The 26,589-nt window shown below is 68.0% G+C and carries 26 protein-coding genes; 8 read left to right on the top strand and 18 right to left on the bottom strand.

Features of this window, described 5'->3' with window-relative positions; genetic code table 11:
• Positions 1–66 precede the first annotated feature (66 nt).
• Positions 67–441, top strand: a complete 375-nt coding sequence (locus NQ034_RS03345) for a hypothetical protein (RefSeq protein ID WP_257047017.1) — start codon at positions 67–69, stop codon at positions 439–441.
• Between the two features lie 69 nt (positions 442–510).
• Here NQ034_RS03345 and NQ034_RS03350 read toward each other — a convergent pair whose 3' ends face one another.
• Together NQ034_RS03350 and NQ034_RS03355 are read right to left on the bottom strand one after the other, a co-directional pair.
• Positions 511–2,319 carry a phospho-sugar mutase gene (locus tag NQ034_RS03350; RefSeq protein WP_257047018.1) on the bottom strand — a complete coding sequence of 603 codons (1,809 nt, stop codon included), beginning with the start codon at positions 2,317–2,319 and terminating at the stop codon, positions 511–513.
• 1 nt (position 2,320) lies between these two features.
• Positions 2,321–3,136 carry a purine-nucleoside phosphorylase gene (locus tag NQ034_RS03355; RefSeq protein WP_257047019.1) on the bottom strand — a complete coding sequence of 272 codons (816 nt, stop codon included), beginning with the start codon at positions 3,134–3,136 and terminating at the stop codon, positions 2,321–2,323.
• A 77-nt stretch (positions 3,137–3,213) separates the two neighbouring features.
• Here NQ034_RS03355 and NQ034_RS03360 point away from each other — a divergent pair, with 77 nt between their 5' ends.
• Complete coding sequence (locus tag NQ034_RS03360) at positions 3,214–4,215, top strand: GNAT family N-acetyltransferase (RefSeq protein ID WP_257047021.1); 1,002 nt, start codon at positions 3,214–3,216, stop codon at positions 4,213–4,215.
• Positions 4,216–4,305: 90 nt separating this feature from the next.
• Here NQ034_RS03360 and NQ034_RS03365 read toward each other — a convergent pair whose 3' ends face one another.
• From NQ034_RS03365 to NQ034_RS03375, 3 genes are all read right to left on the bottom strand, one after another.
• Positions 4,306–5,676, bottom strand: coding sequence for a sugar porter family MFS transporter (locus tag NQ034_RS03365; RefSeq protein WP_257047022.1), 1,371 nt, complete (start codon positions 5,674–5,676; stop codon positions 4,306–4,308).
• Positions 5,677–5,891: 215 nt separating this feature from the next.
• Positions 5,892–6,956, bottom strand: coding sequence for a LacI family DNA-binding transcriptional regulator (locus NQ034_RS03370; RefSeq protein ID WP_257047023.1), 1,065 nt, complete (start codon positions 6,954–6,956; stop codon positions 5,892–5,894).
• A 121-nt stretch (positions 6,957–7,077) separates the two neighbouring features.
• On the bottom strand, positions 7,078–7,989 hold the full coding sequence (locus NQ034_RS03375) for an aldose 1-epimerase family protein (protein WP_257047024.1): 912 nt from the start codon (positions 7,987–7,989) through the stop codon (positions 7,078–7,080).
• A 65-nt stretch (positions 7,990–8,054) separates the two neighbouring features.
• Here NQ034_RS03375 and NQ034_RS03380 point away from each other — a divergent pair, with 65 nt between their 5' ends.
• The 3 genes from NQ034_RS03380 (at position 8,055) to araA (ending at position 12,068) form a co-directional block, all read left to right on the top strand.
• On the top strand, positions 8,055–9,704 hold the full coding sequence (locus tag NQ034_RS03380; RefSeq protein WP_373456816.1) for an FGGY-family carbohydrate kinase: 1,650 nt from the start codon (positions 8,055–8,057) through the stop codon (positions 9,702–9,704).
• A gap of 75 nt (positions 9,705–9,779) precedes the next feature.
• A complete protein-coding gene (locus NQ034_RS03385; protein WP_257047025.1) occupies positions 9,780–10,508 on the top strand; it encodes an L-ribulose-5-phosphate 4-epimerase in 729 nt (242 codons plus the stop codon).
• 51 nt (positions 10,509–10,559) lie between these two features.
• Complete coding sequence (araA, locus tag NQ034_RS03390; protein WP_257047130.1) at positions 10,560–12,068, top strand: L-arabinose isomerase; 1,509 nt, start codon at positions 10,560–10,562, stop codon at positions 12,066–12,068.
• A 60-nt stretch (positions 12,069–12,128) separates the two neighbouring features.
• On the opposite strand, the gene NQ034_RS03395 is transcribed toward araA, so the two are convergent.
• The 4 genes from NQ034_RS03395 to NQ034_RS03410 form a co-directional block, all read right to left on the bottom strand.
• Positions 12,129–15,293, bottom strand: coding sequence for an FtsK/SpoIIIE domain-containing protein (locus NQ034_RS03395; protein ID WP_257047026.1), 3,165 nt, complete (start codon positions 15,291–15,293; stop codon positions 12,129–12,131).
• On the bottom strand, positions 15,209–15,910 hold the full coding sequence (locus NQ034_RS03400; protein ID WP_257047027.1) for an FHA domain-containing protein: 702 nt from the start codon (positions 15,908–15,910) through the stop codon (positions 15,209–15,211). The genes NQ034_RS03395 and NQ034_RS03400 overlap by 85 nt, the downstream gene beginning before the upstream one ends.
• Positions 15,911–16,016: 106 nt before the next feature.
• Positions 16,017–16,898 carry a formylglycine-generating enzyme family protein gene (locus NQ034_RS03405; protein ID WP_257047028.1) on the bottom strand — a complete coding sequence of 294 codons (882 nt, stop codon included), beginning with the start codon at positions 16,896–16,898 and terminating at the stop codon, positions 16,017–16,019.
• Entirely contained in the window at positions 16,891–18,522 is a 1,632-nt protein-coding gene (locus tag NQ034_RS03410) for a sulfatase family protein (protein ID WP_257047029.1), read from the bottom strand. The genes NQ034_RS03405 and NQ034_RS03410 overlap by 8 nt, the downstream gene beginning before the upstream one ends.
• A 102-nt stretch (positions 18,523–18,624) precedes the next feature.
• Here NQ034_RS03410 and NQ034_RS03415 point away from each other — a divergent pair, with 102 nt between their 5' ends.
• Entirely contained in the window at positions 18,625–19,542 is a 918-nt protein-coding gene (locus NQ034_RS03415; protein ID WP_257047030.1) for a bile acid:sodium symporter family protein, read from the top strand.
• 26 nt (positions 19,543–19,568) lie between these two features.
• Here the strand turns inward: NQ034_RS03415 and NQ034_RS03420 are convergent, their stop codons facing one another.
• The 8 genes from NQ034_RS03420 to NQ034_RS03455 form a co-directional block, all read right to left on the bottom strand.
• Entirely contained in the window at positions 19,569–19,988 is a 420-nt protein-coding gene (locus NQ034_RS03420; RefSeq protein WP_257047031.1) for a Tad domain-containing protein, read from the bottom strand.
• Positions 19,985–20,416 (bottom strand): hypothetical protein, encoded by a 432-nt coding sequence (locus NQ034_RS03425; protein WP_257047032.1) that lies wholly within the window; start codon positions 20,414–20,416, stop codon positions 19,985–19,987. Before NQ034_RS03425 ends, NQ034_RS03420 begins: the two co-directional genes overlap by 4 nt.
• Positions 20,413–20,799, bottom strand: a complete 387-nt coding sequence (locus NQ034_RS03430) for a TadE/TadG family type IV pilus assembly protein (protein WP_257047033.1) — start codon at positions 20,797–20,799, stop codon at positions 20,413–20,415. Before NQ034_RS03430 ends, NQ034_RS03425 begins: the two co-directional genes overlap by 4 nt.
• Positions 20,800–20,932: 133 nt before the next feature.
• Positions 20,933–22,366 (bottom strand): recombinase family protein, encoded by a 1,434-nt coding sequence (locus NQ034_RS03435; RefSeq protein ID WP_257047034.1) that lies wholly within the window; start codon positions 22,364–22,366, stop codon positions 20,933–20,935.
• A 66-nt stretch (positions 22,367–22,432) separates the two neighbouring features.
• On the bottom strand, positions 22,433–22,861 hold the full coding sequence (locus NQ034_RS03440; protein ID WP_257047035.1) for an ImmA/IrrE family metallo-endopeptidase: 429 nt from the start codon (positions 22,859–22,861) through the stop codon (positions 22,433–22,435).
• A 28-nt stretch (positions 22,862–22,889) separates the two neighbouring features.
• Entirely contained in the window at positions 22,890–24,035 is a 1,146-nt protein-coding gene (locus tag NQ034_RS03445; protein ID WP_257047036.1) for a hypothetical protein, read from the bottom strand.
• Positions 24,035–24,562 carry a DUF4365 domain-containing protein gene (locus NQ034_RS03450; RefSeq protein ID WP_257047037.1) on the bottom strand — a complete coding sequence of 176 codons (528 nt, stop codon included), beginning with the start codon at positions 24,560–24,562 and terminating at the stop codon, positions 24,035–24,037. Before NQ034_RS03450 ends, NQ034_RS03445 begins: the two co-directional genes overlap by 1 nt.
• Complete coding sequence (locus NQ034_RS03455; protein WP_257047038.1) at positions 24,559–25,161, bottom strand: hypothetical protein; 603 nt, start codon at positions 25,159–25,161, stop codon at positions 24,559–24,561. The genes NQ034_RS03450 and NQ034_RS03455 overlap by 4 nt, the downstream gene beginning before the upstream one ends.
• 237 nt (positions 25,162–25,398) lie before the next feature.
• Between NQ034_RS03455 and NQ034_RS03460 the strand changes: the two genes are divergently transcribed.
• Positions 25,399–25,686, top strand: a complete 288-nt coding sequence (locus NQ034_RS03460; RefSeq protein WP_257047039.1) for a helix-turn-helix transcriptional regulator — start codon at positions 25,399–25,401, stop codon at positions 25,684–25,686.
• Positions 25,687–25,871: 185 nt separating this feature from the next.
• On the opposite strand, the gene NQ034_RS03465 is transcribed toward NQ034_RS03460, so the two are convergent.
• Positions 25,872–26,207 carry a hypothetical protein gene (locus NQ034_RS03465; protein ID WP_257047040.1) on the bottom strand — a complete coding sequence of 112 codons (336 nt, stop codon included), beginning with the start codon at positions 26,205–26,207 and terminating at the stop codon, positions 25,872–25,874.
• 92 nt (positions 26,208–26,299) lie between these two features.
• Between NQ034_RS03465 and NQ034_RS03470 the strand changes: the two genes are divergently transcribed.
• Positions 26,300–26,548, top strand: coding sequence for a hypothetical protein (locus NQ034_RS03470; RefSeq protein WP_257047041.1), 249 nt, complete (start codon positions 26,300–26,302; stop codon positions 26,546–26,548).
• The last annotated feature ends 41 nt before the right edge of the window (positions 26,549–26,589 follow it).

Consider the following 26,589-nt stretch of genomic DNA (forward strand, 5'->3'; position numbering starts at 1 on the left):
AGTCGCCGGCGTCCGGCGGGCCAGCCACCTGCCGGGCGCCGGCGCGCAGCGCAGTACCATGGGGGTATGCGTCAGCTTCCCTTCTCCAAGCACAGCCTTGGCCTGGCCATCATCGCTCTGGCCTTCGGACTGCTCAACCTCGCCTGGACCCAGTGGTTGCCCGGCATCGTCCTCGTCGTCATCGCATTTCTGCAGGTCGGCGGATCCTGGTGGGTGCGGGACCCCGACCGTCCCGAGGCTCCCTCGGGGCCCGTCCCGCATGGGACGGGGGCGCTGGCATTCACCGGGATGATCGCGGTGGGCCTGACGATCACCGTCTACGGGATCGCGGGGCTGATCAGTAGCGCAGGCAGCGACGCCCGCATCCTGGCGACCACGCAGCTGGTCGTCGTCTACGTCGCCTGGCTGGGCGCACGGCTGTACCTGCACAAGCTGGGCTGAGCCGCCCGCCCCGGCCCCGGAGAGCGCCGGCCGTCACCCGGGTGGATGTCCGCCCGGCCGGAGCGTGGCCTAGCCGAGGTCCAGATCATTGGTGAGGCCGTCGGCCATCGCCGCCAGCCTTGCCGCGGCCCTGGCCTGGGCCGCCGGGACCTCGGCCGCGGCATGGCCGGGAACCGGTTCATAGGCTTCCAAGTAGCACTTGAGTTTGGGCTCGGTGCCCGAGGGCCGGATGATCACCCGATCCCCGGTCTCGGCTTCCAGCAGCAGCCCGTCGGTCGGGGGCAGCTGCGCTGATCCTTGCGCCAGGTCGGTGACGGTGACGATGGGGACATCGCCCAGGGCCTGCGGAGGCCGGCCTCGCAGGCGCTCCATGGCGTCGGCGATCAGCGTGGTATCGGTGACGCGGAAGGTCAACGGACGGGTCAGATAGACTCCGTCGCGGGCCCGGATGCGCGCCAGCTCGTCGTCCACCGACATGTCCTTGGCCGCGAGCTGGGACACCAGCCCGGCGAAGAACACGGCAGCGGATATCCCATCCTTATCGCGCACCAATTGCGGGGCGACGCAGTAGCCCAGTGCCTCCTCGTAGCCGTATGCCACCCCCGGAACCCGGGAGATCCACTTGAAACCGGTCAGCGTCGTGCGGTGTGCGATTCCGTGCGCGGCACAGGCGGCCCCCAGGCCGCGGCTCGAGACGATCGAATTGGCGAATACCGCCTCGGGCCCCACATGGCCGAAACCGGCCAGGTACTCGCCCAGCAGCAGGCCCACCTCGTCCCCGGCCAGCTGCCGCCAGCCCACGGCAGCCGAGGCATCCGGGATGGCTGCGGAGAACCGGTCAGCATCCGGATCGTTGGCCAGGATCAGATCCGCGTCGACCTCACGGGCCAGCTCCATGGCCAGGTCGAGGGCGCCGGCCTCCTCCGGATTGGGGAAGACCACCGTGGGGAACTCCGGATCCGGCTCGGCCTGTTCGGGCACCGGATGCAGGTCCTTGCAGCCGGCGCGCTCCAAGGCCGCCAGCGCCGTGGTGGTGCCCACCCCGTGCATTGCGGTGTGCACGATTCGCAGCGGTGCGGTCTGGGTGACCCCGGCGGAGCCGATGGCCTCCAGATAGTCCATCACGATGGCCGGGCCCAGCCTCTCCCAGCCGTCGGCGGCCCTGGGCACCGCCGCCACGGACGGCACCCGGGTGATCTGCTCGGAGATGAGCGCGTCGAAGGGCGGGACGATCTGTGCGCCGGCGCCGGCCGCTGCCAACTCGTCTCCGGCCGGATCGCCGGTGCGCTCGTAGACCGCGCGCAGGGGGCGCACGCCCAGATAGACCTTGTAGCCGTTGTCGTCCTTCGGATTGTGGCTGGCCGTGACCATAACGGCCGCATCCGCGCCCAGATGCTCCAGCGCAAAGGCCGTCAGCGGGGTGGGCAGGCGCACGGGCAGGAGTAGGGCCCGCCCGCCCGCGGCCGTGACGACCGCCGCGGTGTCCTCGGCGAACTCCTCGGAGTGGTGCCGGCCATCGCAGCCGATCACCACTGAGAACCCATGGCCCACATAATCGTCGAGGAAGGCCGCCAGCCCCGCCGCGGCCCGGATCACCACGGCCCGGTTCATCCGATTGGGCCCGGCCGCCATCGCGCCGCGCAACCCCGCGGTGCCGAACTCGAGGGGTCCCGCGAACCTGTCCTCCAACTCGGTGCGGGCCGCGGCCTCGGCCGCGGTGCCGCCGAGCGCGAGGTCGAGCAGGTCGAGCAGAGCGGCGCGATCGGCTGCGTCCGGATCGTCGAAGGCCCAGGCCCGTACCACAGCCGGGTCGAATCCGGCTGAGAAGTGGTCGGGCACGCGCGCGGGTCCGTCGGACGCTGTCGTCTCAGAGGCCATCTCAGTCCTCCTCGGCGGCGATGCCGGCGACGATATCGGCCAACAGCCGGGAGATCCGGGGGCCGGCTGCCTGCCCCGCGGCCAGCACCTCGGCGTGATCCAGCGGGGTTGCGGATACCCCGGCTCCCAGGTTCGTCACCAGGGAGATGCCCATGAGCTCCATGCCGCAGGCGCGCGCGGCGATCGCCTCGAGCGCGGTCGACATGCCGACCAGGTCGGCACCCAACGTCCGGGCCATCCGGACCTCGGCCGGGGTCTCGTAGTGTGGTCCGGGGAACTGCGCGTAGACGCCCTCGGCCAGGCTCGGGTCGATGTGCTGGGCCAGGGCGCGCAACCGGGCGGAGTAGAGATCGGTCAGATCGGTGAAATCCGCCCCGTGCAGGGGAGAGACCGCGGTGAGGTTGAGGTGATCGGAGATGAGCACGGGGGATCCCGGCGCGAATTCCTCCCGGGTCGAACCACAACCGTTCGTCAAGACCAGGGTGGTGCAGCCGGCGGCGGCGGCGGTGCGCACTCCATGGGCCACCGCATCGACGCCACGGCCCTCGTAGTAGTGGGTGCGCGCCCCCAGGACCAAGGCGTGGCGGCCGGTGTCGCCAATGGCCACCGTGTCCAGCCGTCCACCGTGGCCGGCGACGACGGGGGAGTGGAAACCGGGCACCTGCTCAGCCGGCAGGGAGGCGACGGTCTCACCCAGCAGGCCGGCCGCCTCGCCCCATCCGGAGCCCAGTACCAGGGCGATATCGTGGCGTTGCACACCCGCGTTCCCATTGATTGTGGCGGCCGCCGAACGGGCTGTTTCCATATAGTCGTTCATGCCCGCTACCCTACCTGAGACCTTCTGCGCCCACGGTGTCCGCGATGCGGGAGGACCGGCCTCGTTAGACTTGTCCCATGGTGAAGATTCGACCCTTCCGGACCGGCGACGACCTGCGCTTGACGGAGCTCCTGCACGACCCGACGACCCCTGCGGAACACTTTGCGCGCTCGCTGCTGCGCGCCCCCTCGAGTGGGGCCACCGGAGAGGGCCCGGCCCTGTGCTGTGTGGTCGCGACTCTGGACGACGACGATGTCGTCGTCGGCGCCGCGGCAATCGCCGCGGCACCCCTGCACCCGGCGCGGGCCTGGGTGCATGTGGAGGTCGCGGCCGAGGAACGCGGCCACGGTATCGGATCCGCCCTGCTGGCGGCGGTCCGGGAACAGACAGTGGGGACGGACCTCGAGGGCCTGCCACTGCGCGCCAGGATCGCAGCCGAGGCGCCCGGCGCCGCGATCGCCGCCCACTGGGGCTTCGGTGAACTGTCCACCACCCGGGTGATCCGGGTACAGCCCATGGCCCTGGGCAATCTGGGCGCCGACCGGGTCGAGGACTTCCAGGTCACCGCGACCGGATCGGTCGCACTGACCCAGGCGTTCGGGGCCTGGTACGCGGGGGTCAACCGGGTGGACCCGGTGGCGCCCCTGAGTCCCGGGCGGATCAACGCAGCCTTCCTGTCCGAGGCCGCCGGCGCCTATGGAGCGGCCCTGCTGCGCCGCGCCGGCCGGATCAGCGCCTTCGCGGTGTCCTACGCCGTACCCGAAGCCGCGGGTCGGCCGGAGCAGGCCGCCCCGGGATCGGCGGATGCCGGGCCGGACGGCGTGCCAGAGGAGGCCACGGAGCTGACCGTCGGCGTGGCATTCGACGCCGAGGAGGCCGCTGTGGCCGCCACATCCTCCGATACCGACTATCAGGCAGCGCTGCAGGACGCGGGAGTGATCATCGCGCGCCTGTCGACCGATGTGCCGGTGGACGTGGAGGTCACCAGTGAGATGCCGGTGCTCGGTGAACTGCTCGACGGTCTGCTGACAGCGCACCTGGCCCGCGTGCTCTACACGTACACGACCCTGGGGGACTGAACTCCGGGAGACTGAGCCGGGAGAGCAGACAGCGCCGCGCCGCCACAACTCGTGGCGGCGCGGCGCTGTGCTATCACCGGGCCAGGGGGCTCAGCGCTTGAGCGCGTTCGCCTCGATGTCCTCGAGTGTGCGGCCGCGGGTTTCGGGCACGCGCAGGCTGACGAAGACGACGCCCAAGACGCAGATGACGCCGAAGATCGCGAAGACCGCCTCCTGGCTCATCCGGGCGGTCATGATCGGGAACAGCAGGCCGACGAGGAAGGAGCCGATCCAGTTGAAGGAACTGGCCAGGCCCGAGGCGCGTCCGCGGATCGCCAGGGGGAAGATCTCACCGACGATCACCCAGGTCAACGGAGCCCAGGTGAAGGAGTACAGGGCGACGTAGACGCACAGGAAGACGACGATGAGCATGGGCGAGGAATTCGGGGCCACCGTGTTGATGATGGCCGGCAGCAGGAACGACGCCGCCATGATGATGCCGCCGCCGATGAGCAGGAAGCGACGGTTGAAGCGTTCGGCGATCGCCATGTAGAGCAGGGATCCCAGGACCAGGATGACGCCCTGGATGATCGGCCACATGAGTGCCGATTCGGCGGAGTTGCCGGTGGCCTTCTCGACGATCAGCGGGATGTAGTAGAAGATCGCATTGGCGCCCTGGAACTGCTGGAAGGCGGCCACGCCGATGCCGGCGATCACCAGGTAGCGATAGCGCCCTGACAACAGGGTCGCCCAGCCGGCCTTGGCCTGCGCCGATTCCTCCAGGACCGCGGTGTTCTTGATCAGGGCCAGTTCGGCGTCGATCTCGGCGGGTTTGCGGATGTAGCCGAGTACCCTGGCGGCCTCTTCGTCCTTGCCGTGTTTGACCAGGAAGCGCGGCGATTCCGGCAGGCGGAGCACGCCGAGGAACAGGATGATCGCGGGCACCGCGGCCAGGGACAGCATGAGTCGCCAGGCCCAGGTCTCCGGCAGGTCTTTGAGCAGGAAGTCGACGACATAGGAGATGAGCATGCCGGAGACGATCATCGTCTGGTTCAGCCCCGACAGGCGCCCGCGCAGGCGGGCCGGTGCCAGTTCGGACATATAGGCGGGCACCAGGGCCGAGGCGGCACCGACTGCCAGGCCCAGGAAGATGCGCACGCACACCAGGTAGATCGAGCCGTTGTGCGGGGAGAGTCCGCACAGCACCGAGCCGAGGACGAAGACGAGGGCGGAGGCCAGGATCATATTGCGCCGGCCGAAGCGGTCGGAGAGCTGGCCGGCGATAGCGCCGCCGAAGATAGCGCCGAACATCACGCCCGAGGTGATCCAGCCGATCACCCCGGCGGAATCGCCCAGGCCCCAGTCGTTCTGCAAGAACGGCAGGGCGCCGGTCATCACACCGATGTCATATCCGAAGAGGATGCCGCCGAAGGCGCCGAAGAAGTAGATGAAGGCGCTGGATATTTTCTTGTCGCTGCCCAATTGTGCTCCTCGAGGCGTGTGGGTCGGCGTTTCGCAGAGGCGTCCGCGCTGACTCTCCGCCCAGTGTCTTATGCCCAGTACTGATGGGGATGGGGTGGGACCCACGTCCGGGAGGAGCCCGGAAGTGAGCGCTAACATTCGATCGTGAGGAAGCCTAGACCCGTGTCGGCCGAGGTGTCAAAGGGGTGCGCCGGTGCGGCGCGCCGCCGCGCGGTTCAGTCCTCGACTGTGGACGCGCGCACCACCAGGGTGGGTGCGATCGGGGTGGTGTCCGGCTCCCGGCCGTCGACCAGGTCGAGTACGGCCAGGACCGTGCGGTGGCCCAGTTCCACGAAGTCCTGGTGCACGGTTGTCAGCGCCGGACTGTAGAACCCGGATTCGGGGACGTCGTCGAAGCCCGCGACCGCGATCTGGCGCGGTACCCGGATCCGGGCGCGGTTGAAGGCGGCCAGCAGTCCCAGTGCCATTCCGTCATTGGCGGCGAATACCGCAGTGGGCCGCTGTTGAGGGGCTCGGGTGGCCAGCTGCGAGCCGAGTGCGAAGCCACAAGCCGCCGACCAGTCGCCGGGGAACACTTCGAGCTCGATTCCGAAGCTGGCGCAACAACCGCGGACCGCCCTGGTGCGCGCCTGGGCATCGGTCCAGTGTTCGGGACCGGCCAGCAGGGCGATGTGGCCGTGTCCCCGGTCCCGCAGATGCTCGATCACGGCCTCGGCGCCGGCTGCCTGGTCGACGCTCAGAGTGGTCAGGCGGGGCAGGTCGGCGGCCGCCGGCCCGACGGCCACAATCGGCACGTCGGTGTGTAGGCCGGCCAGGAACTCCACCACCCGGTTACGGGCGGCGATGACGACGATGGCCTCGACGGCGCGGTTCAGGCAGGTGTCGATCGCCGCGGCGAAAGCGGTCCGGTCGGATTCGGGGATGGTCGACAGGAGGGTGGCGAAACCATGGGACCTGGCTGCCTCCTCGATCCCGGAGAGCGTGCGGGTGGGGCCGTAGAGGAAGGACCCGACTGCGATCACGCCGATCAGCCCCGACCGGGAGGTGGCCAGGGTGCGTGCGGCGTTGTTGGGGCGGTAGCCCAATTCGGCGATCGCGGCCATGACGCGCTCACGGGTCGCCGGGCGGACTCCGGGGATGTCGTTGATGACGCGGGAGACCGTCTGGTGGGAGACACCGGCCAGTCCTGCGACATCGGCCATCGAGGGCCGCCGGCCGGCGGCCTTGCGGCGGGGCGCCGGTGGAGTGGGGCGCGGAGTGTCGGCTGGAGGGGTGGGCATTGTGAAATCGGTCCGTTCCGGGGATGAACAACGGGGGGCGAAAGGGATTCGACCCACCGTCAAGACTATTACCGGCCTGCGGGCCGAAGGGTGCCAGGGTGGGTGGGCGGTCCGGTCCTCCTCATCCCGCGGCCAGGTGCCAGAGGGCCCGGTGCTCCTGCCCGGGCTCCAAGACGATGAGGTTCGTGCCCGAGTTGAAGGCGTCGGGCGGACACGTGGACGGTTCGACCGCGAGCCCGCGCCGATCCATCCCTGCGATGCCGAGGTCCGCGGTGAATACCTGCACCCACGGCATCTCCCGGGAATCCCAGCTCAGGGTGACCCGCGGTTCCTGGGCGGCGGCACCGCACAGGGTCAGTGATACCGGCGCGGGTGGCAGACCGGTGTAGGCATGATCGATCCGGGCCGGACCGATTGGGCCGCCGGTGCGCAGATCGAGCTCGCCTGCGACCGGTTCCAGGGCACGCGGCAGCAGGGTCTGCGGATCGGGGACGAGGACCTCTGCGGCGGGCAGGCACAACCGCCACTCGTCGACCCGGCCGGTCGGCAGGGTCAGATAGGGATGGACCGCGACGCCGTAGGGCACGGGACCAGGGCCCACGCCCTGCGCCTCGACCCGCCAGGTCAATCCGGAATCGTCCAGCTGATAGGTGCAGCTGACGTCCAGCGCGCCGGGATACCCCGGCTGGGCCGGCACGCGGATGGTCAGGACGACCGAATCCGAGGTGGCCCGCGCGATCCGCCACTGGGTCCACATGGCCAAGCCGTGGATCGCATTGCCGCGGTCGGGCTCGCTCAGCGGCAGCTGCTGGATGCGGCCGGCGAAGGCGTAGCGCCCGCCGCCGATCCGATTGGGCCACGGTGCCAGCACAGAGCCCTGTGCGCCGCGGCGTTCGGAGCCAGGGGCGAAGGGGAGGATCAGATCGCGCTCGGCGTGGCGCAGGGCGGCCAGGGCGGCTCCGACGGGGTCGATCACCGCGGAATAGTCCCCGTGGGCCAGGTTTACGGACTCCGGTGCGTCGCGCAGTTCCATGCTTCCCTCCCGTCCGGAACACTGGCGGCCCGGACTCCAAGGCATTAATGTTAGCGTTAACAGTCGTGTCTGAACAGAAGCAAGGTGGATCGCCCACGATGGTCGAGAACATCCCCGAAACCGCCCAGCTCATCGCCTCAGGGTCCTGCATCCTGGGCCTCGAACTCGGATCGACGCGCATCAAGGCGTGTTTGACCGCACCGGACGGCCGCCCCCTGGCCACCGGCGGACACACCTGGGAGAACCGGCTGGTCGACGGCCACTGGACCTACGCGCTCGACGCGATCTGGGAGGGCATCGCCGCAGCCTACGCCGACCTGAGCGCCCAGACCACTGCCCGCTACGGCGCGGCCCCGACCAGGCTGCACGCCATGGGCGTGTCGGCCATGATGCACGGCTACCTGGCCTTCGACGCCCAGGGCGAACTCCTGGTGCCGTTCCGCACCTGGCGCGACACCACGACCGCGCGCGCAGCCGGGGAACTGACCTCGGTCCTGGGCGTGAACATCCCCCTGCGCTGGTCGGTCGCCCACTACTACCAGGCGGTCCTCGACGCCGAACCCCATGTGCCACAGGTTGACTTCCTGACGACCCTGTCCGGCTACGTCCACTGGCGCCTGACCGGTGAGAAGGTCCTGGGCATCGGCGATGCCTCGGGGATGTTCCCCATCGACTCCACGAGCTGCGACTACGACCGCGGAATGCTCGACGCCTTCGACGCCCACATCAGGGCCCTGGTGCCCGAGTCCGACCTGTCCCGCCTGCTGCCCCGGGTGCTCACCGCCGGCACCCCGGCAGGCACCCTGAGCGCCGCCGGCGCCCTGCTGCTCGACCCCACCGGGGCTCTGCAGCCCGGAACGGCACTGTGCCCGCCGGAGGGCGACGCCGGCACCGGAATGGTCGCCACCGACTCCGTGCGCCCCCGCACGGGCAATGTCTCCGTTGGCACCTCGATCTTCGCCATGGTCGTGCTGGAGAAACCCCTGCGGGAGATCCACCACGAAATCGACCTGGTCACCACCCCGGCCGGCGAGGCCGTGGCCATGGTCCACTGCAACAACGGGGCCGACGAGCTCAGCCGCTGGGTGGCCCTGTTCGTCCAGGCCGCGCGCCTGTTCGCCCCCGAGACCGAGATCGACCCCGACACCGCCTACGCCGAACTCCTGGCGGCGGCCCTGCGGGCCCAGCCCGACGCCGGCGGGCTGCTGTCGTACAACTACATCTCCGGTGAACCCATCACCGGCCAGGCCGACGGCCGTCCGCTCATGGTGCGCGGACCGGAGACGGCACTGAACCTGGAGAACATCATGCGCTCGCAGATGTTCTCCGTCTTCGCCACCCTGGCCATCGGCCTCGACGTGCTGCGCGCCGAGGACGTCGCCCTGGACTTCCTCAACGCCCACGGCGGCCTGCTCAAAACCGCCGATGTGGCAGCCCGGCTGCTGGCGGCGGCCGCCGGCACCCCGATCGTGGTGACCGAGGGAGCCGGGGAGGGCGGGGCCTGGGGCATCGCCCTGCTGGCCGCCTACCTGGACCACGCGCAGGCGCCCCTGCACACCTTCCTGGCCAATACCGTCTTCGCCGATGCTCCGGCGCAGACCGTGCGGCCAGAGCCCGTGGACGCCAACGGCTTCCGCCGCTTCCTCGACCACTACCGCCGCGGCCTGGACCTGCAGGCCACCGCCGTCGCGGCGACCGATAGGACCGCGCACTGACGAGCTTGCGCCCTGACCAGGTTGCGCACCGACCGGCTGCCGGGAAATCGCAGTATAGAAAGGACCGAATCACCCATGTCCGAGAAGACCACTCCGCACAAGACCGCGCGCCTGTCGACCACGGTGCGCGAACGCGTGGAGATCGCCAAGCACCGGGTCGCCGAACTGCACGCGGAACTGCCCCGCTGGGGCCTGGTCGTGTGGACGGCCGGCAATGTCTCCGAGCGCGTCCCGGTATCCGAGGACGCGACGCCGGGGGCCGATGACCTGCTGGTCATCAAACCCTCCGGCGTGCGCTATGAGACGCTGACCCCCGATGCGATGGTCGTGTGCGATCTGCACGGAAACCTGCTCGAGGGCGACTATGCGCCGTCCTCGGACACCGCGGCCCACGCCTACGTCTACCGGCACATGCCGCAGGTGGGCGGAGTCGTGCACACCCACTCCACCTACGCCACAGCCTGGGCCGCCCGCGGCCAGGAGATCCCCTGCGTGCTCACGATGATGGGCGATGAGTTCGGCGGCCCCGTGCCGGTGGGCCCGCTGGCGATCATCGGCGACGAATCGATCGGCAGGGGCATCGTGGAGACGCTGACGGGCAGCCGCTCGCCGGCCGTGCTGATGCGCAATCACGGCCCGTTCACCATCGGCCGCAACGCGGAATCGGCGGTCAAGGCCGCCGTGATGGTCGAAGAGGTCGCCCGCACCGTGCACATCGCACAGCAGCTGGGCGAGGTGCAGCCGATCGACCAGGAGATCATCGATCGGCTCTACGACCGCTACCAGAACGTCTACGGCCAATAAGCCCCGCCGCCCCACCCATCCCTGCGAAGAAACCTAGGAGCACCCACCATGATGGCCAATCCATTCGAATCCAAGGAGATCTGGTTCCTCACCGGCAGCCAGGGCCTCTACGGTCCAGAGACCCTGGACCAGGTCGCCGCACAGTCCCAGCAGCTGGCCGCCACATTGGACGCCGCATCCGATATCCCCGTCAAGGTCGTTTGGAAACCGGTCCTGACGGACTCCGAATCGATCCTGCGGACCATCCTGGACGCCGGAGCGAACGACGATGTGCTGGGCGTCATCACCTGGATGCACACCTTCAGCCCCGCGAAGATGTGGATCCGCGGCCTCGAGGCGCTGCGCAAGCCACTGCTGCACCTGCACACCCAGGTCCACGAGCGCATGCCGTACGCCGACATCGACATGGACTTCATGAACCTCAACCAGGCCGCCCACGGCGACCGTGAGTTCGGCTACATCCTGACGCGGCTGAACATCCCCAGGGTTACCGTGGTCGGACACGTCACCCACGCCGATGTGACCGGGCGGATCGGCGTGTGGGCCAGGGCCGCCGCCGGCTACGATGCCGCACAGCACATGAAGATGGTGCGCTTCGGTGACAATATGCGCAATGTCGCCGTGACCGAGGGCGATAAGACCGAGGCGGAGATCCGCCTGGGCGTGTCCGTGAACACCTGGGCCGTGAACGACCTGGCCGCTGCGATCGAGGCCGTCGACGAGTCCACGGTCGACGGGCTCATCGCCGAATACCTGGAGGCCTACGATGTGGCAGCCGAGTTGCTGCCAGGGGGAGCGCGGCACGAATCCCTGCGCTACGGGGCCCGGCAGGAGGCCGCGATCCGCGGCTTCCTCGAACAGGAGGGCGCCACCGCCTTCACCGACAGCTTCGAGGACCTGGGCGCCCTCAAGCAGTTGCCCGGCCTGGCCGTGCAGCGGTTGATGGCAGACGGCTACGGCTTCGGTGCCGAGGGCGACTGGAAGACCGGCGTGCTCATCCGCATCGCCAAGGTCATGGGCTACGGGCTGCCGGGCGGGGCCAGCCTGATGGAGGACTACTCCTACAACCTGGAACCGGGCAATGAGAAGATCCTAGGCGCCCATATGCTGGAGGTCTGCCCCTCACTGACCACCGGGCGCCCCAGCCTGGAGATCCACGAACTGGGCATCGGCGACCGCGAGGACCCCGTACGCCTGGTCTTCGACGCGGATCCTGCCCCGGGCGTCGTCGTCGCCCTGTCCGATATCCGCGACCGCTTCAGGCTCACGGCCAATGCCGTGGAAGTGGTGGGACCCGATGAGCCGCTGCCCAAGCTGCCCGTGGCCCGCGCCGTCTGGGAACCCGCTCCGGACTTCAAAACCTCCACGACCTGCTGGCTGTCGGCGGGAGCGGCCCACCACACGGTGATGACCACCGCCGTGGGCATGGACGCCTGGCGCGATCTGGCCACCATGGCCGGCATCGAACTGGCCGTGATCGACCAGGACACGACGGTGGCCGGGTTCCAGGACGCCCTGCGGTGGAACAACGTGTACTACCGCGTCGCGCAGGGGTTCTAGACCCCCGGTGCTGCGGCCCGTGATCCTGCATCCCGGGCTCCGGGCCGGAGCCGATCGGGTTCAGATCACGAGGTCGATGGGCACCGCCCGTGATTCGTCGACGAACCAGCCGTCGGCCCCGTGCAGCCGCGGCAGGCTGCGGCGTCCGTCGACAAACAGGTCCCCGGCTCCGCGCGGCCACAGCAGCAGAGTGGGGCCGAGACCCACGGCGGCCATGAAGTCCGAGCCGAACGGTGGCTGCCAGCCGTGGGCTGTGAGCATCACACGCGGCGAATCCCCGGTGGCGGTCCCCGCGGACCGGGCGGTCGGGCCCGCCTGACCGGCTAAACCAGCCGTTTCCACCGGCGGGCCCAGGGCGCGCAGCCGCTCTCCCAGTTCTGTTACGCGCCCGGGCGGGACCCGGACGTTCAAACACGGGCCCATTCGGTCGGGCCGCCAGACGATGGCCTCGCCCAAGGGCCCGGTGCCCAGCAGGAGGGCGCCGGGTCTGGCGTGCGCGCCCGGTTCGGGCGGGCTCTCCAATCCCAACAATGAGCGCAGTACGGCTGTCGGCGATGTGCCCGGCTGGGTGCCGTTCACGGTCATGACTGCAGCATTGGTCGTCGGATCGTGGACGCCGTCCGCGGGCCTGGCGATCTGTGCATCCCAGCCGGACTCTGGACCATCCGGGGTCAGGAGCACGCCGCGTCCCGGCTCGGACGGGTCCGCGAAGCGCTCGGGTTGCAGACCGTAGTACACGGCCTCGGCCGGCGCCGGGGTGGGGAAGATCAATCGGTGTGGAGCCGAGCTACCCGGGCCCGTCGACAGTGACCGCCGTCCGGCGACGATCCCCATGACCGACCCGGGTACGCCCACGGTCAACAGGTGTTCCAGGCGTTCGACGAGACCGCGGTTCGCCGGGGCCGCGAGGAGGTCCTCCCAATCGTCCAGGGCCAGGACCAGCGGCCCGATGGGGCGTGCTCCGGTCAGCAGTCCCACCAGGTATTCGAGAAGATCAGTGCGCGCCGGATCGATATGCACGGCGCAGGGGACGGCATCGGAACCGCGTGTGGAACCCCGTCCCGGCACGGGGTCGGCGACGATGATCGCCGGCGCCCGTAAGGAGGAGCAGGCCGCCTGGACGAAGGTGCGCAGCGCAGTGCTGCGCCCTCGCCCGTGGCCGCCGGTGATCAGCAGGTCCCCGCCGGCATAGCACCACGGTTCGGCCCCCGGCGAGCGTGGGTCCTCGACCGATCCCAGCTGTAGGGGATCGGTGGCAGGGAGTTCGGCGGGCAGCGGTGGGGGCACGATGCTGTGCGCACCGGCCCGGTCTGCGGAAGTCCTCGCCGCCGGGCCGGTGAGTTGTTCCCACAGGCCGTGTCCTTCTGTCCCCGGCAGGGGGATGCTCGTTTCCTCGCCCGAATGCAGGTCGCGTATGCGCAGCATCTCCGGCCCCGGAACCCGGGTGAAGTCCACATGGGCACTGTGGAATGATCGGACACCGGCTCCGGCGGCGATAACACCCAGGCCGGGACGGTCCGGATCCAGTTCGGCGGCAGCGGGACAGTCGACGACCTCCAGGGAATCCTGCGGATCGCGGACCCGCAGGGCGATGCGCAGGTTGATATTGGCCTTCATCCTGGCGGTCACCACACCGGCGGGACGCTGAGTGGCCAGCACACAGTGGATGCCGAGCGACCGGCCCAGGGCGGTCAGGGACTCCAATAGGGCCACACCTCCCGGGTCGTCGTCGATCAGCGCCTGAAACTCATCGATCATCAGCACCACGCGCGGCAGGTGACCCGGTCCGGAACCATCTGCCGTGTCCACCGCGGCATTGTGTGCGTCGATGTCGGACGCACCGCTGGCGGCGAGTACCGCCTCCCGGCGCGTGACCTCGGCCCTGACCGCGCGCAGTGCCCGCACCGCCAGACGTCCGGACAGATCGCTCGTGACCGAGTCGACGTGCGGCAGCGCGGCCAGGGGCGCGAAGGCCGCGCCGCCCTTGAAATCGACCAGGACCAGGCGCAGTTCCTCCGGGGACAGCGCGGCGGCCAAAGCCGTGGCCCAGGTCTGGAGGAATACCGATTTCCCGCTGCCAGTGGTGCCCGCCACCAGTGCGTGGGGGCCCTGGCCGAACAAGTCGAGGGCGATCGCGCCATCTTTCCCCACCCCGATCGGTACGGCAGCGGTCGGCACCGGGCCGGGTGGCCCGGACAGGACGTCGCCCAACTCGACCGGTTGTTCCCAGGCGGGAGTGCCGGTGGACCAGCGGGGCCAGGAGACGGCGAAGAGTTCGGGGCGGACCAGCCGTAGGTCCACCGGGCCGTCGATCACGATGCTCCAGTCGGCCGGCCCCGGGCGCTCGCCGGTCAGGAGTGACCGGTCCGTGGAACATTCCAACCTCCACAGCTCACCGCCCGCCGGTCCGGCGGTTTCCGTATGACCGGCCTGTCCGGTACCGCGCCACAGGTCGATCCCCGTGCTGCTGAGGAACAGGTGGATTCCCGCAACGGCCGCGCCCACGCAGGAGACTACCCGCCCCGTGCACGGGCACAGGATCGCGTCGACCCCGGCCAAGAAGTCCGGCATTCGCTCGCCGTGGACGTACAGGGCGGTCCGCTGTTCTGACCGGTGGCCGCCGGCTGCAGCCGGGGGTGGCGGAGTGGAGAGGACCCGATCGGCCAGGGACTGTAGAAGCAGTGAGCGGACCAGGGCCGTTACTGTGTCCGCGGGGCCCGTCACCCTGAGGCCATCGGCCAGGTCGATGCGTACGGGCACCTGTTCGAGCAGAGGATGCCAGCGTCCGTCCAGTCGGATGCCGGGGCGTCGGGGTGCCGGGGGCAGCAGCTCGGAGTGTCCGCGCAGGGGCTGCGGCAGGTCCTGCGGATCGGATTCGCCGATCGTCATCCCGTGGGCCGCGGCGACGGTGCCGTAGCCCAGTTCGACGTGTCCGGGCGGGGCGCGGCGGGTTGAGGAGAGCTCGTGCAGTTCGTGGCACAGCCGATCGATGTCGTGCTCGCGTTCGCGCACCCGCCTGCGGTATTCGGCTGCCGCCAGCAGACAGTCGGCGCGGTGCCTGCGTCGTTCGACACACCCGGTGAGCGCTGCCGTCAGCGGTCCCGAGAGGCTGAACAGGAGGAACCACCACATGCCCGTGGTCAGCGCCAGGACGACACCCAACAGGGCGGGTACCAGGTACAGCAGCCAGTGCGCACGGGTGGGCTCCGGGACCGGGCGCAGCACGGGCCAGTCCGCCGGGCCCTGGCCGCGGGGGGGGGGGGGGGGGGCGCCGAGCCACCACCGGCCGTCGAGCCCGCCCGCAGCAGGACGAGGGAGTGCCCGACGCGGATCCGGGACACACCGTGGTGGTTCGGCAGCTCCACCGGGGTTCCGGCCTCATCGGTCACGGAGAAACCGTGGGAGCTGGGCGAGACCGTCAGCGGCGCGCGGCTCAGGTGCGGGTCCGCCAGGGGCAGATCGGAGGGGCCGCGCGCGATCGTCCACGCACGTGCCGGCAGCGGCAGGATGTGGCCGGAATCGGGGCCGGTGACGACCTCGGCCCGCGGGCCGACAGCCGGCGGGGCGGGTGCGGAGCCCGGGTCCCAGAGGACCGTCGCCGCGGCCCTGCCCACCCAGCGGCCCCAGGTCTCGCCGGTGTCCGGCACGACGGTGCCCGAAGTGGTGTGCCCGGTCGCGGTGTGCCCCGCCCCGGGACGATCGTTGGCCTGTGAGGTTGGAGGTGGGCGGTGGCGGGCCGTCAGCACGTGGGCGAGCACTTCGGCGACGGGACGACCGGCGGGCGCGTCGACGCACAGGGCGCGCAGGGCGAAGGGAGAGCGGAGGAGGACGATCTGTTCCATGCGCGCACCGTAGACCGGGCCGCCGGCGCGGCGGAAGCCCGGAGAGACGGGCTGTGGACAACGTCCGCCCGTCCACAGGCGGATGATGCGCCGGTGGCCGGTGGACTCACACGGCGCAGCGGAAGCCCAGATGGGTGCTTGCGGAGTCCTCCGTCTGCGGTTGTCTGGCCGCCGGCCGGTACCTGTGGCAGTATTCGGGAGCGCACAGGTGGGATCCGCCCTTGACGGTGAAGGTGTGCCGGTCCGGGCCGAGTGCGGCCGGAGCCGTTGCACAGCAGCTCCCACCGGGGACGGCACCGGGCGAGGTGCCGGCCCGGTCGAAGGGACTGGCCGTCCATTCCCAGACATTGCCGATCATGTCGAGCAGGCCGAGGCCGTTGGGAGGATAGCTGCCCACCGGTGAGGTGGTCCGCCAGCGCCCGGTGTTGTGGTGGGGGAATTCGCCCTGCCAGGTGTTGGCCATGATGCGCCCGCCGGGGCGGGGCTCATCGCCCCAGGCGTAGACGGTAGCGGCCCCGGGTCCGCGCGCCGCGTACTCCCATTCGTCCTCACTCGGCAGCCGCCTGCCGGCCCAGGCGGCATAGGCCAGGGCGTCGGCGCGGCTGATGTGCACGACAGGGTGCGAGTCCTTGCCGACAAGGTCGTCGTCGGGACCGTGGGGATGGCGCCAGTCGGCTCCCTGGACCCAGGTCCACCAGCGTTGCCAATCGTCCAGTGGGACCGGCCCGGGGGTTGGGGTGAATACCAGCGAGCCCGGGGTCCGGCCCGGTCCCAGTGCCAGATCCGGGGGCAGGGGGAGTTCGGCCGTCGTCAGGTAGCCGGTGGCGGCGGTGAAGTCCGCGAACTGGGCGTTGGTCACCGGATGGGCCTCGAGGCGGAAGGCGGGGATGTGAACCCGTCTGACCGGTTTTTCCTCAGGATAGAAATCCTCGCTGCCGAGTTGTCCACAGCCGGCCGGTACGTCGATCAGCGCGGTCAGCTCAGACATGGCGGGCATCGTCGATGACCTGTTCGGCGTCGGAGAGCCAGCCGATCTGGTGCCAGTCGCCGTCGGGTCCGGGCCAGTCATTGACCCCGTCGGGTCCCGGTGTGGAACGGCCCCGACGGATCCGTTCGGCCAGTAGTTCGGTGAGTTCGGAGACGAGCAGTGGGTGCGCGGCGATGACGTTGTCGGTTTCCCCGGGATCGCTTACCAGGTTGTAGAGCTGGGCGGGCTCATAGGACGTGGTGGTGTGCGGGTCCTTGAGCACATCCATGCCGTCTCCGGTGGTGACGAACTCGAGCTTCCAATCACCGCGGCGGATGGCCAGGCCGCCACCGCCGGAACTGGAGATCAGGTCGGGGCGCACGGCCTCGTCGCCGCCCAACCACAGTGGGAGGTTCGATATCGAATCCTCGGCGGCGTCCTCGGGCACTGCCACGTCCAGGATCTGCGCGAAAGTGGCGAACAGGTCGCTGTGGGCGACGGTTCGGTCACTGGTCGTTCCCGGGGCCACTGTGCCGGGCCAGCGGATCACCGTCGGTTCGCGATGGCCGCCCTCCCAGATATCGGATTTGTGCCCGCGCCAGCCGTTCGAGGGATCGTGGCCCTGGGCGGCCAGGGTCTCGAAGCCCGCAACGCCCGATGGCCCGTTGTCCGAGGTGAAGACGATGATGGTGTTCCCTCCGGCACCGGCGGCATCGATCCGGTCGACCAGCTGGCCCACGTAGTCGTCGAGCTGGAGTACCCAGTCGCCATAGGGGCCTTTGCCACTGGCGCCCCTGTACTCGGCATCGGGGATGACGGGCCCGTGTACGAGATGGCTGGGTACGTAGAGGAACCACGGGGTATCCGGATCGGCCAGGAACCCGTCGAGCACGTCGAGCGCCCTGGCCTGGAAGTCGGAGGCGACACGGCCGATGTCGTAGCCGGGGACCATCGGACCCTTTTGGATCTGCTGCTGTTGGGAGTCCGTCACCCGGTCGAGGTTGAATTGGTCGCCTGCGAAGACGCTGGGTACGCCCTGGGGCATGCCGTTTTCGAGGTAGACGTAGGGTGGCTGGTCCAGGCTGGCCGCCGTGATGAAGGAGTAATCGAATCCCACTTGGTTCGGGCCGCGGCGCACGGGCTGCATGTAGTCGATGTCCAGGCCCTCGACATGCCACATATCGCGGGCTGCGAAGTCTCCGTTGCGGCCCATCCGGTTGGCGGGTTCCGGGTGTTCGTCCGCTGACAGGCCGAAGGCGTCGTAGTCGTTTCCGGAATCCTTGAGATGCCAGTCCAGCCCCAGATGCCACTTGCCGACCACGGCGGTGCGGTAGCCGTTGTCCTGCAGCAGCCGGGGCAGGGTCGGCCGGTCCGCCTCGACCAGGGCCATGGAGTCCCCTGGCAGGACCAGGCTTTTCAGCCGCGAGCGCCAGTTGTACCGGCCCGTCAGGGCGGCGTAGCGGCTGGGCGTGCACAGGGAACTCGTCGCGTGGGAATCGGTCATCCGCAGTCCCTGGGCGGCCAGGGCGTCGATGTGGCCGGTGTGCCAGCCGGCGTGGGGATTGAAGCAGGAGACGTCGCCCTGGCCCAGATCGTCGGCCAGGATGAACAGGATGTTGGGGGACTGTGATGGGGTGTCCGGCATGATGCTCACCTTTGTGTACTGGTATTTACTGCTGGTATTTTCCCGACACCTGTACACTATCGTGGGAGATCCGTATTCGGCATATGAACTTGAAAGATTAACATGCTGCACTTCCTCCAGGTGGCCGTCGGCTGGCTGACTCCCGTCTTCGTCGTCAGCAGCATGCTCAACGTCGGCCTGACCCAGCATCCCCTGAAGATCGTGGCCCATCTGCGCAATTGGCGCTTCCTGGTGCGGATGCTCATCGTCAGTTTCCTGGTGGTGCCGGCGCTGATGATCCTGGCCGCCGATGTCCTCCACGTCGAAGAGGTCTATCGGATCGGCCTGGTGCTCTTCGCCTGTGCGGCGGGGGCGCCCCTGTTGATCAAGCTGACGGTGCAGAGCCATAACACCGTGGCCCTGGGGGCGACGGTCCAGCTCGTTCTGATGGTGGCCACGATCGTGTTCCTGCCCTTCCTCCTGCCGTTGTTCCTCGGCGATGTCACGGTCGACAGCTGGGCGATGACGAAGTCCCTGGTGGAGCAGATGGTGTTGCCGATGGCCGTGGGCATGCTGTTGCTGTGCTTCGCCCGAAAGGTCACGGCGGTGGTGCAGCCATGGGTGGCGCGGATCAGCAGTATCGCGCTGTATGCGATGCTCGCGGCCTCGGTCATCGGGCACGCCCCGGCGATGGTCGATCCCGGTCTGTGGGTGGCCATCGTGGCCGGCGTGGTCGCCCTGTTGTTGTCGTTCTTCCTGGGCTATGGCAACGGCCAGGGCCGTCGGGAGCTCTCCGAGATCGGCGCCCTGGGCACCGCGCAGCGCAACACCGCGGCCGCGATGATCGTGGCCCAGGGGAATTTCGAGGACCCGCGGGTGTTCATCGTCGTCGCATTGCTCAACACCTTCATGATGTTCATCCTGATGGTCCACGCCGCGCTGTTCGCCAAGGACGTCGACATGGTGTTGTTCGAACCGCTGATGGCCGATGAGCCGACCGTCCCCACCGGCACTGGGGCGCCGGCCGGGCCTGCGAAGTAGCCCCGTACGGATCCGGTGTGGCGGTCTCAGCGCCGCAGCCCGCCGCGCGAGCTCGCCGAGACTTCCAGTGTGATGCCGCGTGGAGTCAGTGGTGCGATGAGCACCGGACGGTAGTGCGCCTTGATGCGCACCTCGATAGAGGCGCCATGGGCGCTGCCGCGCACGGTGGTTGCGCTCAACCGCGGATCGGCGGCGGTGCGGGTCACGAAGCGCTTGGCGGCGGCTTCGACGCCGGCGTCCGTGAAATCGATCGAAGGAGCGTCACCCGTCCCCGGTTCGAAGGATTCGGCGGCGGCCAGTACGGCGGAGTCGGCGATGGCGTGCAGCCGGGCGCGGGCCAGATAGATATCGGTGATCTGTACGGCGAGCACGATGAACAGCAGGCCGATCGTGGTGAACCCGATGATGAGCGGCAGTGTCGAGCCGCGGTCGTCTACGGGCTTCATCGGAACCCACTCGGGGAGTCGGCACCGCTGCGCGCTATCTGGTCGGTGTGCGAGGCGCGCACCGTGACGGTGCCGGGGCCCTCGCGTCCGAAGATCAGCGCGACTCCTGGCAGAGGCACTCTGAGCGCCACCCGGGCGGTGACCAGGGTACCGGCGGCCCGGCAGTCTGTTTCGCAGTCGGTGGACAGGTCCAGGCCGGCGTGCGTGACGCCGAAGTCGGCGAAGTGCATGCGCGCGAGTTCGTGCGCCGTGGCCGAGGCCACCTCCGGAGTACGGGCGGCGGCCCTGGCGGCGTCCACCGCGGTCGCCTGGGCCGCCATGGACGCCGCCTGGATCTGTGCGAAGGCCACCAACAGGTAGATCAGCGGGATCAGCAGGACCACCGAGCCGAAAATGAACTCCACGGGTGCGCTGCCGCGATCTCTCATCGTCGGCCCTCCTGTGGATCCTCGGCCAGGGACCGGGCCGAAATCTCCCAGAGCCGTGGTCCGACCGGACCGATCAGGGGCACCGGCACCCGGACCGTCACGGTGACGATCCGCCCCGGGCCCGGCGCGTCGACGGTGATGTCGCGGGCATAGGCCTCGCCCAGGGACACCGAAAGCAGTTCACGGGCCGTATCGCGTCCCGCCGCGCCGCCCTGGTCGGCCAGGCCTGCCGTGCGCGCGCCGCTCAATGCGGAATCGATCACGGTATTGCGCACGTGCACCGCGAAGCCGATCTGCAGGACGGCGGCGAAGATCAGCGACAGCAGGCCGGCCACCAGGGCGAACTCGGCGACGGCCGAACCCCGGTCCTCGCGCAGCCTCATCGTGGCCTCACCCCGCCCGCCGGACCTTGTCCATGCTGTCGTTGAAGAACTCGGTGAAGGCCTGGCCCGCGAGTGCCCATAATCCGACTACCAATGCCGCAGTCATCACCATGACAGTCTCGTGAGGCTTCCGCTACTCATCTTCTGTCCACGCTGGCACGATCCGGATCGTACCGGCTGGCTTCCTGGGGGTGACGACTACTACGCGGATGAGGCGGGACAGGGCCTCCCTACGCTGGGTGACGGGGAGTACATCCCAGTGTGTCAGGATGTCCCGAGCGGCTGCAGACATGTCCACTGGCAGTCGTGCCCGCTCCGCCGCGGCCGCAGACCTCCGACTCGCCAGATCCGACAGATCGGCCTCCATCTCGTCGACAGCCCCCTGATAGGCGCCATGCGTGATAGCACCCTGCGCCAGGAGCACCGTGAGATGGGCACGGCTCTGCCCCAGCCGGTGGATCTGCCGGTCCATGTCGGCCACATCGGCCACGATTCGTGTCCGCCGCTGCTCTGCTGCTGCAGCTGCAGTCGTCGCATGATCTAGGTCGTCGGCCAGCCGGCGCAGCCAGTCCAGCACTGCCCGTTCCACATAGTTCGCGTTGACATACCCGCCACGATGGGTGTTCTTCTCGCTGGACTGCCTGCACCGATACTGGGACCGTTCCTGGGGAGTCCCACGCCGCCGGGTCCCTCCCGTCATCATGCCGCCGCATGCGCAGCGGATGAACCCGGAAAGTAGGTAGGGGGAGCGGGCCACGTTTCGCGGTCCAGACTGTTGCTTGCGGCGCCGCGCGAGGTACGCCTCCCATTCCTGAGGAGTGATCACGGCTTCCTGAACGCCAGGGAGAAGCTCGCCATGTGAGCGGATGAACCCGGCTCCGAACCCAGTATCAAGACAGCGGATGAGAGTACGCCGTGACCAGAGGGAATCCACGGAGTGGCCGTATCCGCTGGCAGGGTGAAGGCCCAAGCCGTTGAGCCACTCCACAATCGGGCCGGAGCTCTCACCGGAGACGAACCGCCTGTAGGCCTCCGCCAGGACGGGCCCGGTCTCAGGGTCAGGCTCGAACCCCTCACCGGCCCGCCGATACCCGAACCGCGGTTTGCCGTTCGCCGGCAGACCCATCGACACGCGCCGTGCATGGGCCTCCCGCCACTGGTCCCCGATCCGCTCCGACTCGAACGCCGCAAACTCCACCATCATCCCGCGCGCCAACCGACCATGACTGGTGGACACGTCAATGTCCTCCGTCGCCGACTCGATCCGCCCGCCGGCCACACGCACCCGGTCATCCGCCACCGCCCAATCCCGCCGCGACCTCGACAGGCGGGACCATTTCCACAGCACGATCACCTCAGCCTCATGCTCCTCGATCATCTCCATCGTCTGAACCACCGCCGGCCGCCGCCACGTCCGCCCCGAGATCCCCGGATCCGCCTTCACCGCCACCACCTGATAGCCGCGCTCCTCACAGTGTCGCCGGCACGCCGACTCCTGCAGCTCCAGACTGATCGACTCCTCCCGCGCCACAGACTGACGCAGATACAAAACTGCCCTATCGGACATGATGGTTCTCCTCGAAAATGGGGTGCGCGAACACCGCCACGGGCAGGGCCCGGGCGCTCGCAGTGGTTACGGTTGCTGCCAATGACCACGACACACAGAAATCAGCGCATCGCGCTCGCTGGTGGTGAGGCAGTGGAGGCGGTCGATGAGGACGTCCTCGGTGACCCAGAGGGCTTCGGCGGCCTCGGCCGTGCTGGATGCCCAGCGGGCCGCGTCCTCGAGGTGTTCGGGCAGGATGAGGCGCCGCGCGGTCTCCCGCCGTACGCGGGATTCGATAGCGGGCGATTGCCCGCAGGTATGCCCCCAGTCGACGTGCACGAGCTCATGGGTGAGTGTGCAGCGTCGCTCCGGCTGCAGGCGCAGGCGGGTAGAGAGCAGGATGATGTCTATGCCGTTGGTGGCGCCGCGCATGCCCGGGGGCAGGTCGCCATGCCAGGACACGACGACGTGCTCACGGGCCAGCAGATCGGCCCACGGATGGGGGTAGGGTCGCACGCTCGCAGCTAATCACGAGGCACTGACATCACTCGGTTGGTAGCACGGTGTCTTTCGCCAAGCCGATCGATTTCGGGGAATCGATCCGCAGCCGCCCAGACTGTGTGCGGACGAGACCTTGTACGATCACGGTCTCGCGTTGCTTGAACCAGTCGTGGACCGCTGCACCGTCTCTAGTCGATACGCGAACCGAGAGTTCGACAGATCTGTTTCGCCTTGTGGTGTCGATGGTCAAGTCGGCATAGGAAGTAGATTCTTCGTCCCGCAGCTGGACAATCGGGCCGGTGAAAGTCTCCAAGTCGTGCTTTGGCGGGCGGACGAACCTCTTTGCCGTACGCTCTAGAAGCTCAGCCGCCTCCGACTCTATGGAGAAATGATGCTCGATGCTTTTTGGCAGGTCGCCGCCACGCGGAGACCATTGGAAGTCGACGTCCAGTCGATCCACCATGGATTCTGAGATCGTGGACTCGACAGCAGAGATGAACTCACGGCTGATACCCAACATGACCAGGTGGTTGACGAGCTCCTTACCGGGCACAACCGCCGGCTCGATAACCTCACGGTACAAAGCATCAAGAGACTGGGCCATCATGCGAGTAGCACGCCGGCCCACCGATTCACCATGGGCCGTCTTCCCAAACACCTCATCGTCCTGCTTAAGCTCATCGACCTGCTCCGTCGTACTCGGTGCAGGACTCACGACAGGGACCAAGAGCGGCACAATGTACGAGCCCTCACGAGTCTGCCCAAAGCGGGATTGGGAGAGAAGAACATCCCCCGCCGTCGAGTAGTTACCATTAATCTGAGCAGTCTGGTTCCGCGAGGTGGTGGCGCTCGCTCGCAGGACCTGACGCGCCGTCTTGAACAGGTTATAGCCGGTATCTACTGGGACGGAGCGGGACCAACTGGTGCCGGCCGCACGGAACTCTGATACGTCGAAGCGGTTTGAGATGAGCGTCTTGGACAAGTCGGGCACAGAGATCTTGTCAGCGGCTGCTACTCGGATGAGCACATCAGACCACGCGGAAGTAGACGGACGCACGTCGTATGGGATGCCAACCTCTGCCTCGGACTGACTGTTGCGCCAGAGCTCGCCAGCCGGTCCTCGTCCGATGAGAGTCCAAGCGCCGTTTTTGAGCGTGGACGTGAGGTCTTCACGATCGATGTCGGTCATTACTCGCCTCCCATGAACTGTGATTTGATCTCGCGTTCCCAGTCTCCCACTGTTTCTGGAGTGAACAGGTTGCGCTTCGGAACGTGGATGGATGTCTGCTTTTCCAAGGGCTTCAAGGTAGTTCTGTCCAAGGGGGCCCAATAGGCAGACGTGTGGTGCAAAGTGCTGCCATCTTCGTAGTCGATCCAGTCAGCTGGTTCTTCCGGGACTTGGACGACGACAAGGTATGGGTGAACTAGCATGCCTGACCACAACTGGGCCCACTTGTCCTTGATCGGCCAGGAGATGTGGGGTTCCTGCTTTGTGAACGCTTTGGTAGTGCACTTGATCTGGATGCGTAGCGGGCTGACCTCATACTCAATCTGCCCATCGACACCGATCGTATCCTCGTCGGCCGACGTCTCACCGAAACCGACACCGAATTGCGTGCACACTGATCGGACGTATGCCACTCCGTAGCGGCCCTGGCGTTGGGTGGCCAGGTGGAACGTGCTGGCCGAATCCCATCCCGGCTTGAACCGGCTCACTCGCCGGTCTCCTCGTCGTCGCCGGATGCGTGGCCGTGGTCTGCGGCCAGGCCGATCATGTCCTTCGTGGACATGCTGTCAGCCCTGGCCTGCAAGGCTTCGATTTCCGGGCTCGGCCCGGGCCGGGTCTTCTGCTCTTGATTGTCGGTCGGGCGTGGTGTTCCCGGTGCCGGCGGGTCAGCCACGGTAGTGGCTTGGGCGTCGTGTCCGTCGTCTGTGGTAGGTGTGTCGTCGTCTTGTGCATCGCTGGTTCCTGCTTCCGCGTGGACCAGGGCCGAGAGCATCGCCAGGGCGGCCTTCCGGGACCGGGCCGACAGGTTGTCGACTCCGGGTGGGAGTTCCGCGGCGAAGGGTGGCCCTGGGATGGGCTTTCCTGCTGCGGTGAACGCCTCAGCCTCGGGCACGCCGGCCAGCCACGCGATCGCACGGATCGTCTCATCGGACGGGTTGAACTTGTAGGTCCCGTTCCGAATCCCGTTGATGGTGGTACCGACGATCTTGTGGCCATGCTTCTGTGCCAGCAGCCCAAGGGCGCGACCTGATGCTCCGCCATGCTTGGCGACAGCTTGGTCGATTAGAGCCTTGAGCGAGGTATTCACGAGGTCCAGCCTCCTGGAGTGCGCGGCGGTAGGTACAGAGAGTCAAGTTTTCCCATGACAACTGACAAGTACATAATCCCACACGATCACAGGGCAAAAGTAGGGTGAGGCCACTTGTCGGCTTGACAAGTAGATAACAAATCGCGCACACTTAACTTGTCAACAGGACAACAGGAAGGCAGAATGATGACGACACGCACGCGGCGACACCTCAACCTCGTACGGAAGGAGACGTGGATGAAGGTCAAAGACCCGGCGATGATCCGCCGAAAGCGGAAGAATCGCCAGTACAGCCAGCGCGACCTGGCATTCCTGTGCAAGCGCTCGCAGGCGGCGATCTACCAGATCGAAAAGGGCACGCTACCGACGATCACGGAAGACTTCGGGCTCCTGCTGGCGGCCCGCCTCGGCGTCGACTGGGAGGACCTCTTCGAACTCGAAGAAGCTGAATTCAAGCCCAAAGTGACAAATCAAGCGCACGCGACAAATAAGTCGCCTCGCGCTCGCGGAAAGGCGGCGGCGTGATGGCAGTACGATTCCCTGATTCGGATCGGCCCATGCACTACAAGGAGATGCAGCAGTTAGAGGGCACGATCGCGTATCTGTCCGGCCGGCTCCGAGAAGCGGAACGCGAGGCAAGCGGCGCACGGGAACAGGTCGGACAGCTATCGCAGGAGATCAAGAGCCTGCGGTCTCGAATCCGCGCTCAGTCACTCGGACTCGAGGATCAGCTCTTCACCGCCGACGTAGGCGACGGCAGTTCGCCCCGCACGTCGCGTGTCGTAAAGCTCATCCTCGTACATCATCCGGTCGGCTTCGGGAACACGCGGGGGAGCGGACGGGTCGAGGTGGATGACCTGGAGATCGTAATCCACGTGCGGGCCAACCCAGAGACGCTGCTCGACTCCGTTCTCATCCGGACCAACGACGAGGACGCCGTCATTGAACCCAAGGTTCTCTCGGATCACGAAATCGAGGTCGTTGTGGACCCTGACGTTCATCTGGATCGTGACGTTCTCGATGGTCAGCATGGCGAGTCCGCTCATGATTCTTCTCCTTCGGTAGGTGGTTCTAGGGGTAGCGCCAATCCTACCGAGGGAGAGGCCCGCAAAGGCCACGACGAGAAAGGGGCTGCGTGATGGACAGCTACTGGGCCACGACACCCGACGACACCCTGGACCTGCGCATCGACGAGTTCGGCCGGGACATCGCGCACTGCGTGGCATCGGGTCTGCCTGTCACCGAGAACGACCCGACCGTGGTGCTGTTCCGCGAGGCGATCGCCGAGCGAAACAGCCGGAACGCCGGCCGCCAGAAGGCGGAGGTCGCCAAGCCCCCGCACGTGCATGCCGGTCACCAGTGGGCGCGCAAGACAGAAACGAAGTGAGCCCCCACCTACGGCAATAGGCGAGGGCTCTGACCTCCAGG

Source organism: Brevibacterium moorei (genome assembly GCF_024580735.1).
Lineage (GTDB): Bacteria > Actinomycetota > Actinomycetes > Actinomycetales > Brevibacteriaceae > Brevibacterium > Brevibacterium moorei.

Bases quoted from the DNA above. Each gene is read 5' to 3' on its own strand.
- araA (WP_257047130.1), top strand. From the start codon at position 10,560: ATGGCCAATCCATTCGAATCCAAGGAGATCTGGTTCCTCACCGGCAGC.
- NQ034_RS03410 (WP_257047029.1), bottom strand. From the start codon at position 18,522: ATGCCGGACACCCCATCACAGTCCCCCAACATCCTGTTCATCCTGGCC.
- NQ034_RS03420 (WP_257047031.1), bottom strand. From the start codon at position 19,988: ATGAAGCCCGTAGACGACCGCGGCTCGACACTGCCGCTCATCATCGGG.
- NQ034_RS03470 (WP_257047041.1), top strand. From the start codon at position 26,300: ATGGACAGCTACTGGGCCACGACACCCGACGACACCCTGGACCTGCGC.
- NQ034_RS03430 (WP_257047033.1), bottom strand. From the start codon at position 20,799: ATGAGGCTGCGCGAGGACCGGGGTTCGGCCGTCGCCGAGTTCGCCCTG.
- NQ034_RS03435 (WP_257047034.1), bottom strand. From the start codon at position 22,366: ATGTCCGATAGGGCAGTTTTGTATCTGCGTCAGTCTGTGGCGCGGGAG.
- NQ034_RS03445 (WP_257047036.1), bottom strand. From the start codon at position 24,035: ATGACCGACATCGATCGTGAAGACCTCACGTCCACGCTCAAAAACGGC.
- NQ034_RS03360 (WP_257047021.1), top strand. From the start codon at position 3,214: ATGGTGAAGATTCGACCCTTCCGGACCGGCGACGACCTGCGCTTGACG.
- NQ034_RS03425 (WP_257047032.1), bottom strand. From the start codon at position 20,416: ATGAGAGATCGCGGCAGCGCACCCGTGGAGTTCATTTTCGGCTCGGTG.
- NQ034_RS03375 (WP_257047024.1), bottom strand. From the start codon at position 7,989: ATGGAACTGCGCGACGCACCGGAGTCCGTAAACCTGGCCCACGGGGAC.
- NQ034_RS03370 (WP_257047023.1), bottom strand. From the start codon at position 6,956: ATGCCCACCCCTCCAGCCGACACTCCGCGCCCCACTCCACCGGCGCCC.
- NQ034_RS03415 (WP_257047030.1), top strand. From the start codon at position 18,625: ATGCTGCACTTCCTCCAGGTGGCCGTCGGCTGGCTGACTCCCGTCTTC.
- NQ034_RS03385 (WP_257047025.1), top strand. From the start codon at position 9,780: ATGTCCGAGAAGACCACTCCGCACAAGACCGCGCGCCTGTCGACCACG.
- NQ034_RS03460 (WP_257047039.1), top strand. From the start codon at position 25,399: ATGAAGGTCAAAGACCCGGCGATGATCCGCCGAAAGCGGAAGAATCGC.
- NQ034_RS03355 (WP_257047019.1), bottom strand. From the start codon at position 3,136: ATGAACGACTATATGGAAACAGCCCGTTCGGCGGCCGCCACAATCAAT.
- NQ034_RS03345 (WP_257047017.1), top strand. From the start codon at position 67: ATGCGTCAGCTTCCCTTCTCCAAGCACAGCCTTGGCCTGGCCATCATC.
- NQ034_RS03465 (WP_257047040.1), bottom strand. From the start codon at position 26,207: ATGAGCGGACTCGCCATGCTGACCATCGAGAACGTCACGATCCAGATG.
- NQ034_RS03400 (WP_257047027.1), bottom strand. From the start codon at position 15,910: ATGGAACAGATCGTCCTCCTCCGCTCTCCCTTCGCCCTGCGCGCCCTG.
- NQ034_RS03350 (WP_257047018.1), bottom strand. From the start codon at position 2,319: ATGGCCTCTGAGACGACAGCGTCCGACGGACCCGCGCGCGTGCCCGAC.
- NQ034_RS03405 (WP_257047028.1), bottom strand. From the start codon at position 16,898: ATGTCTGAGCTGACCGCGCTGATCGACGTACCGGCCGGCTGTGGACAA.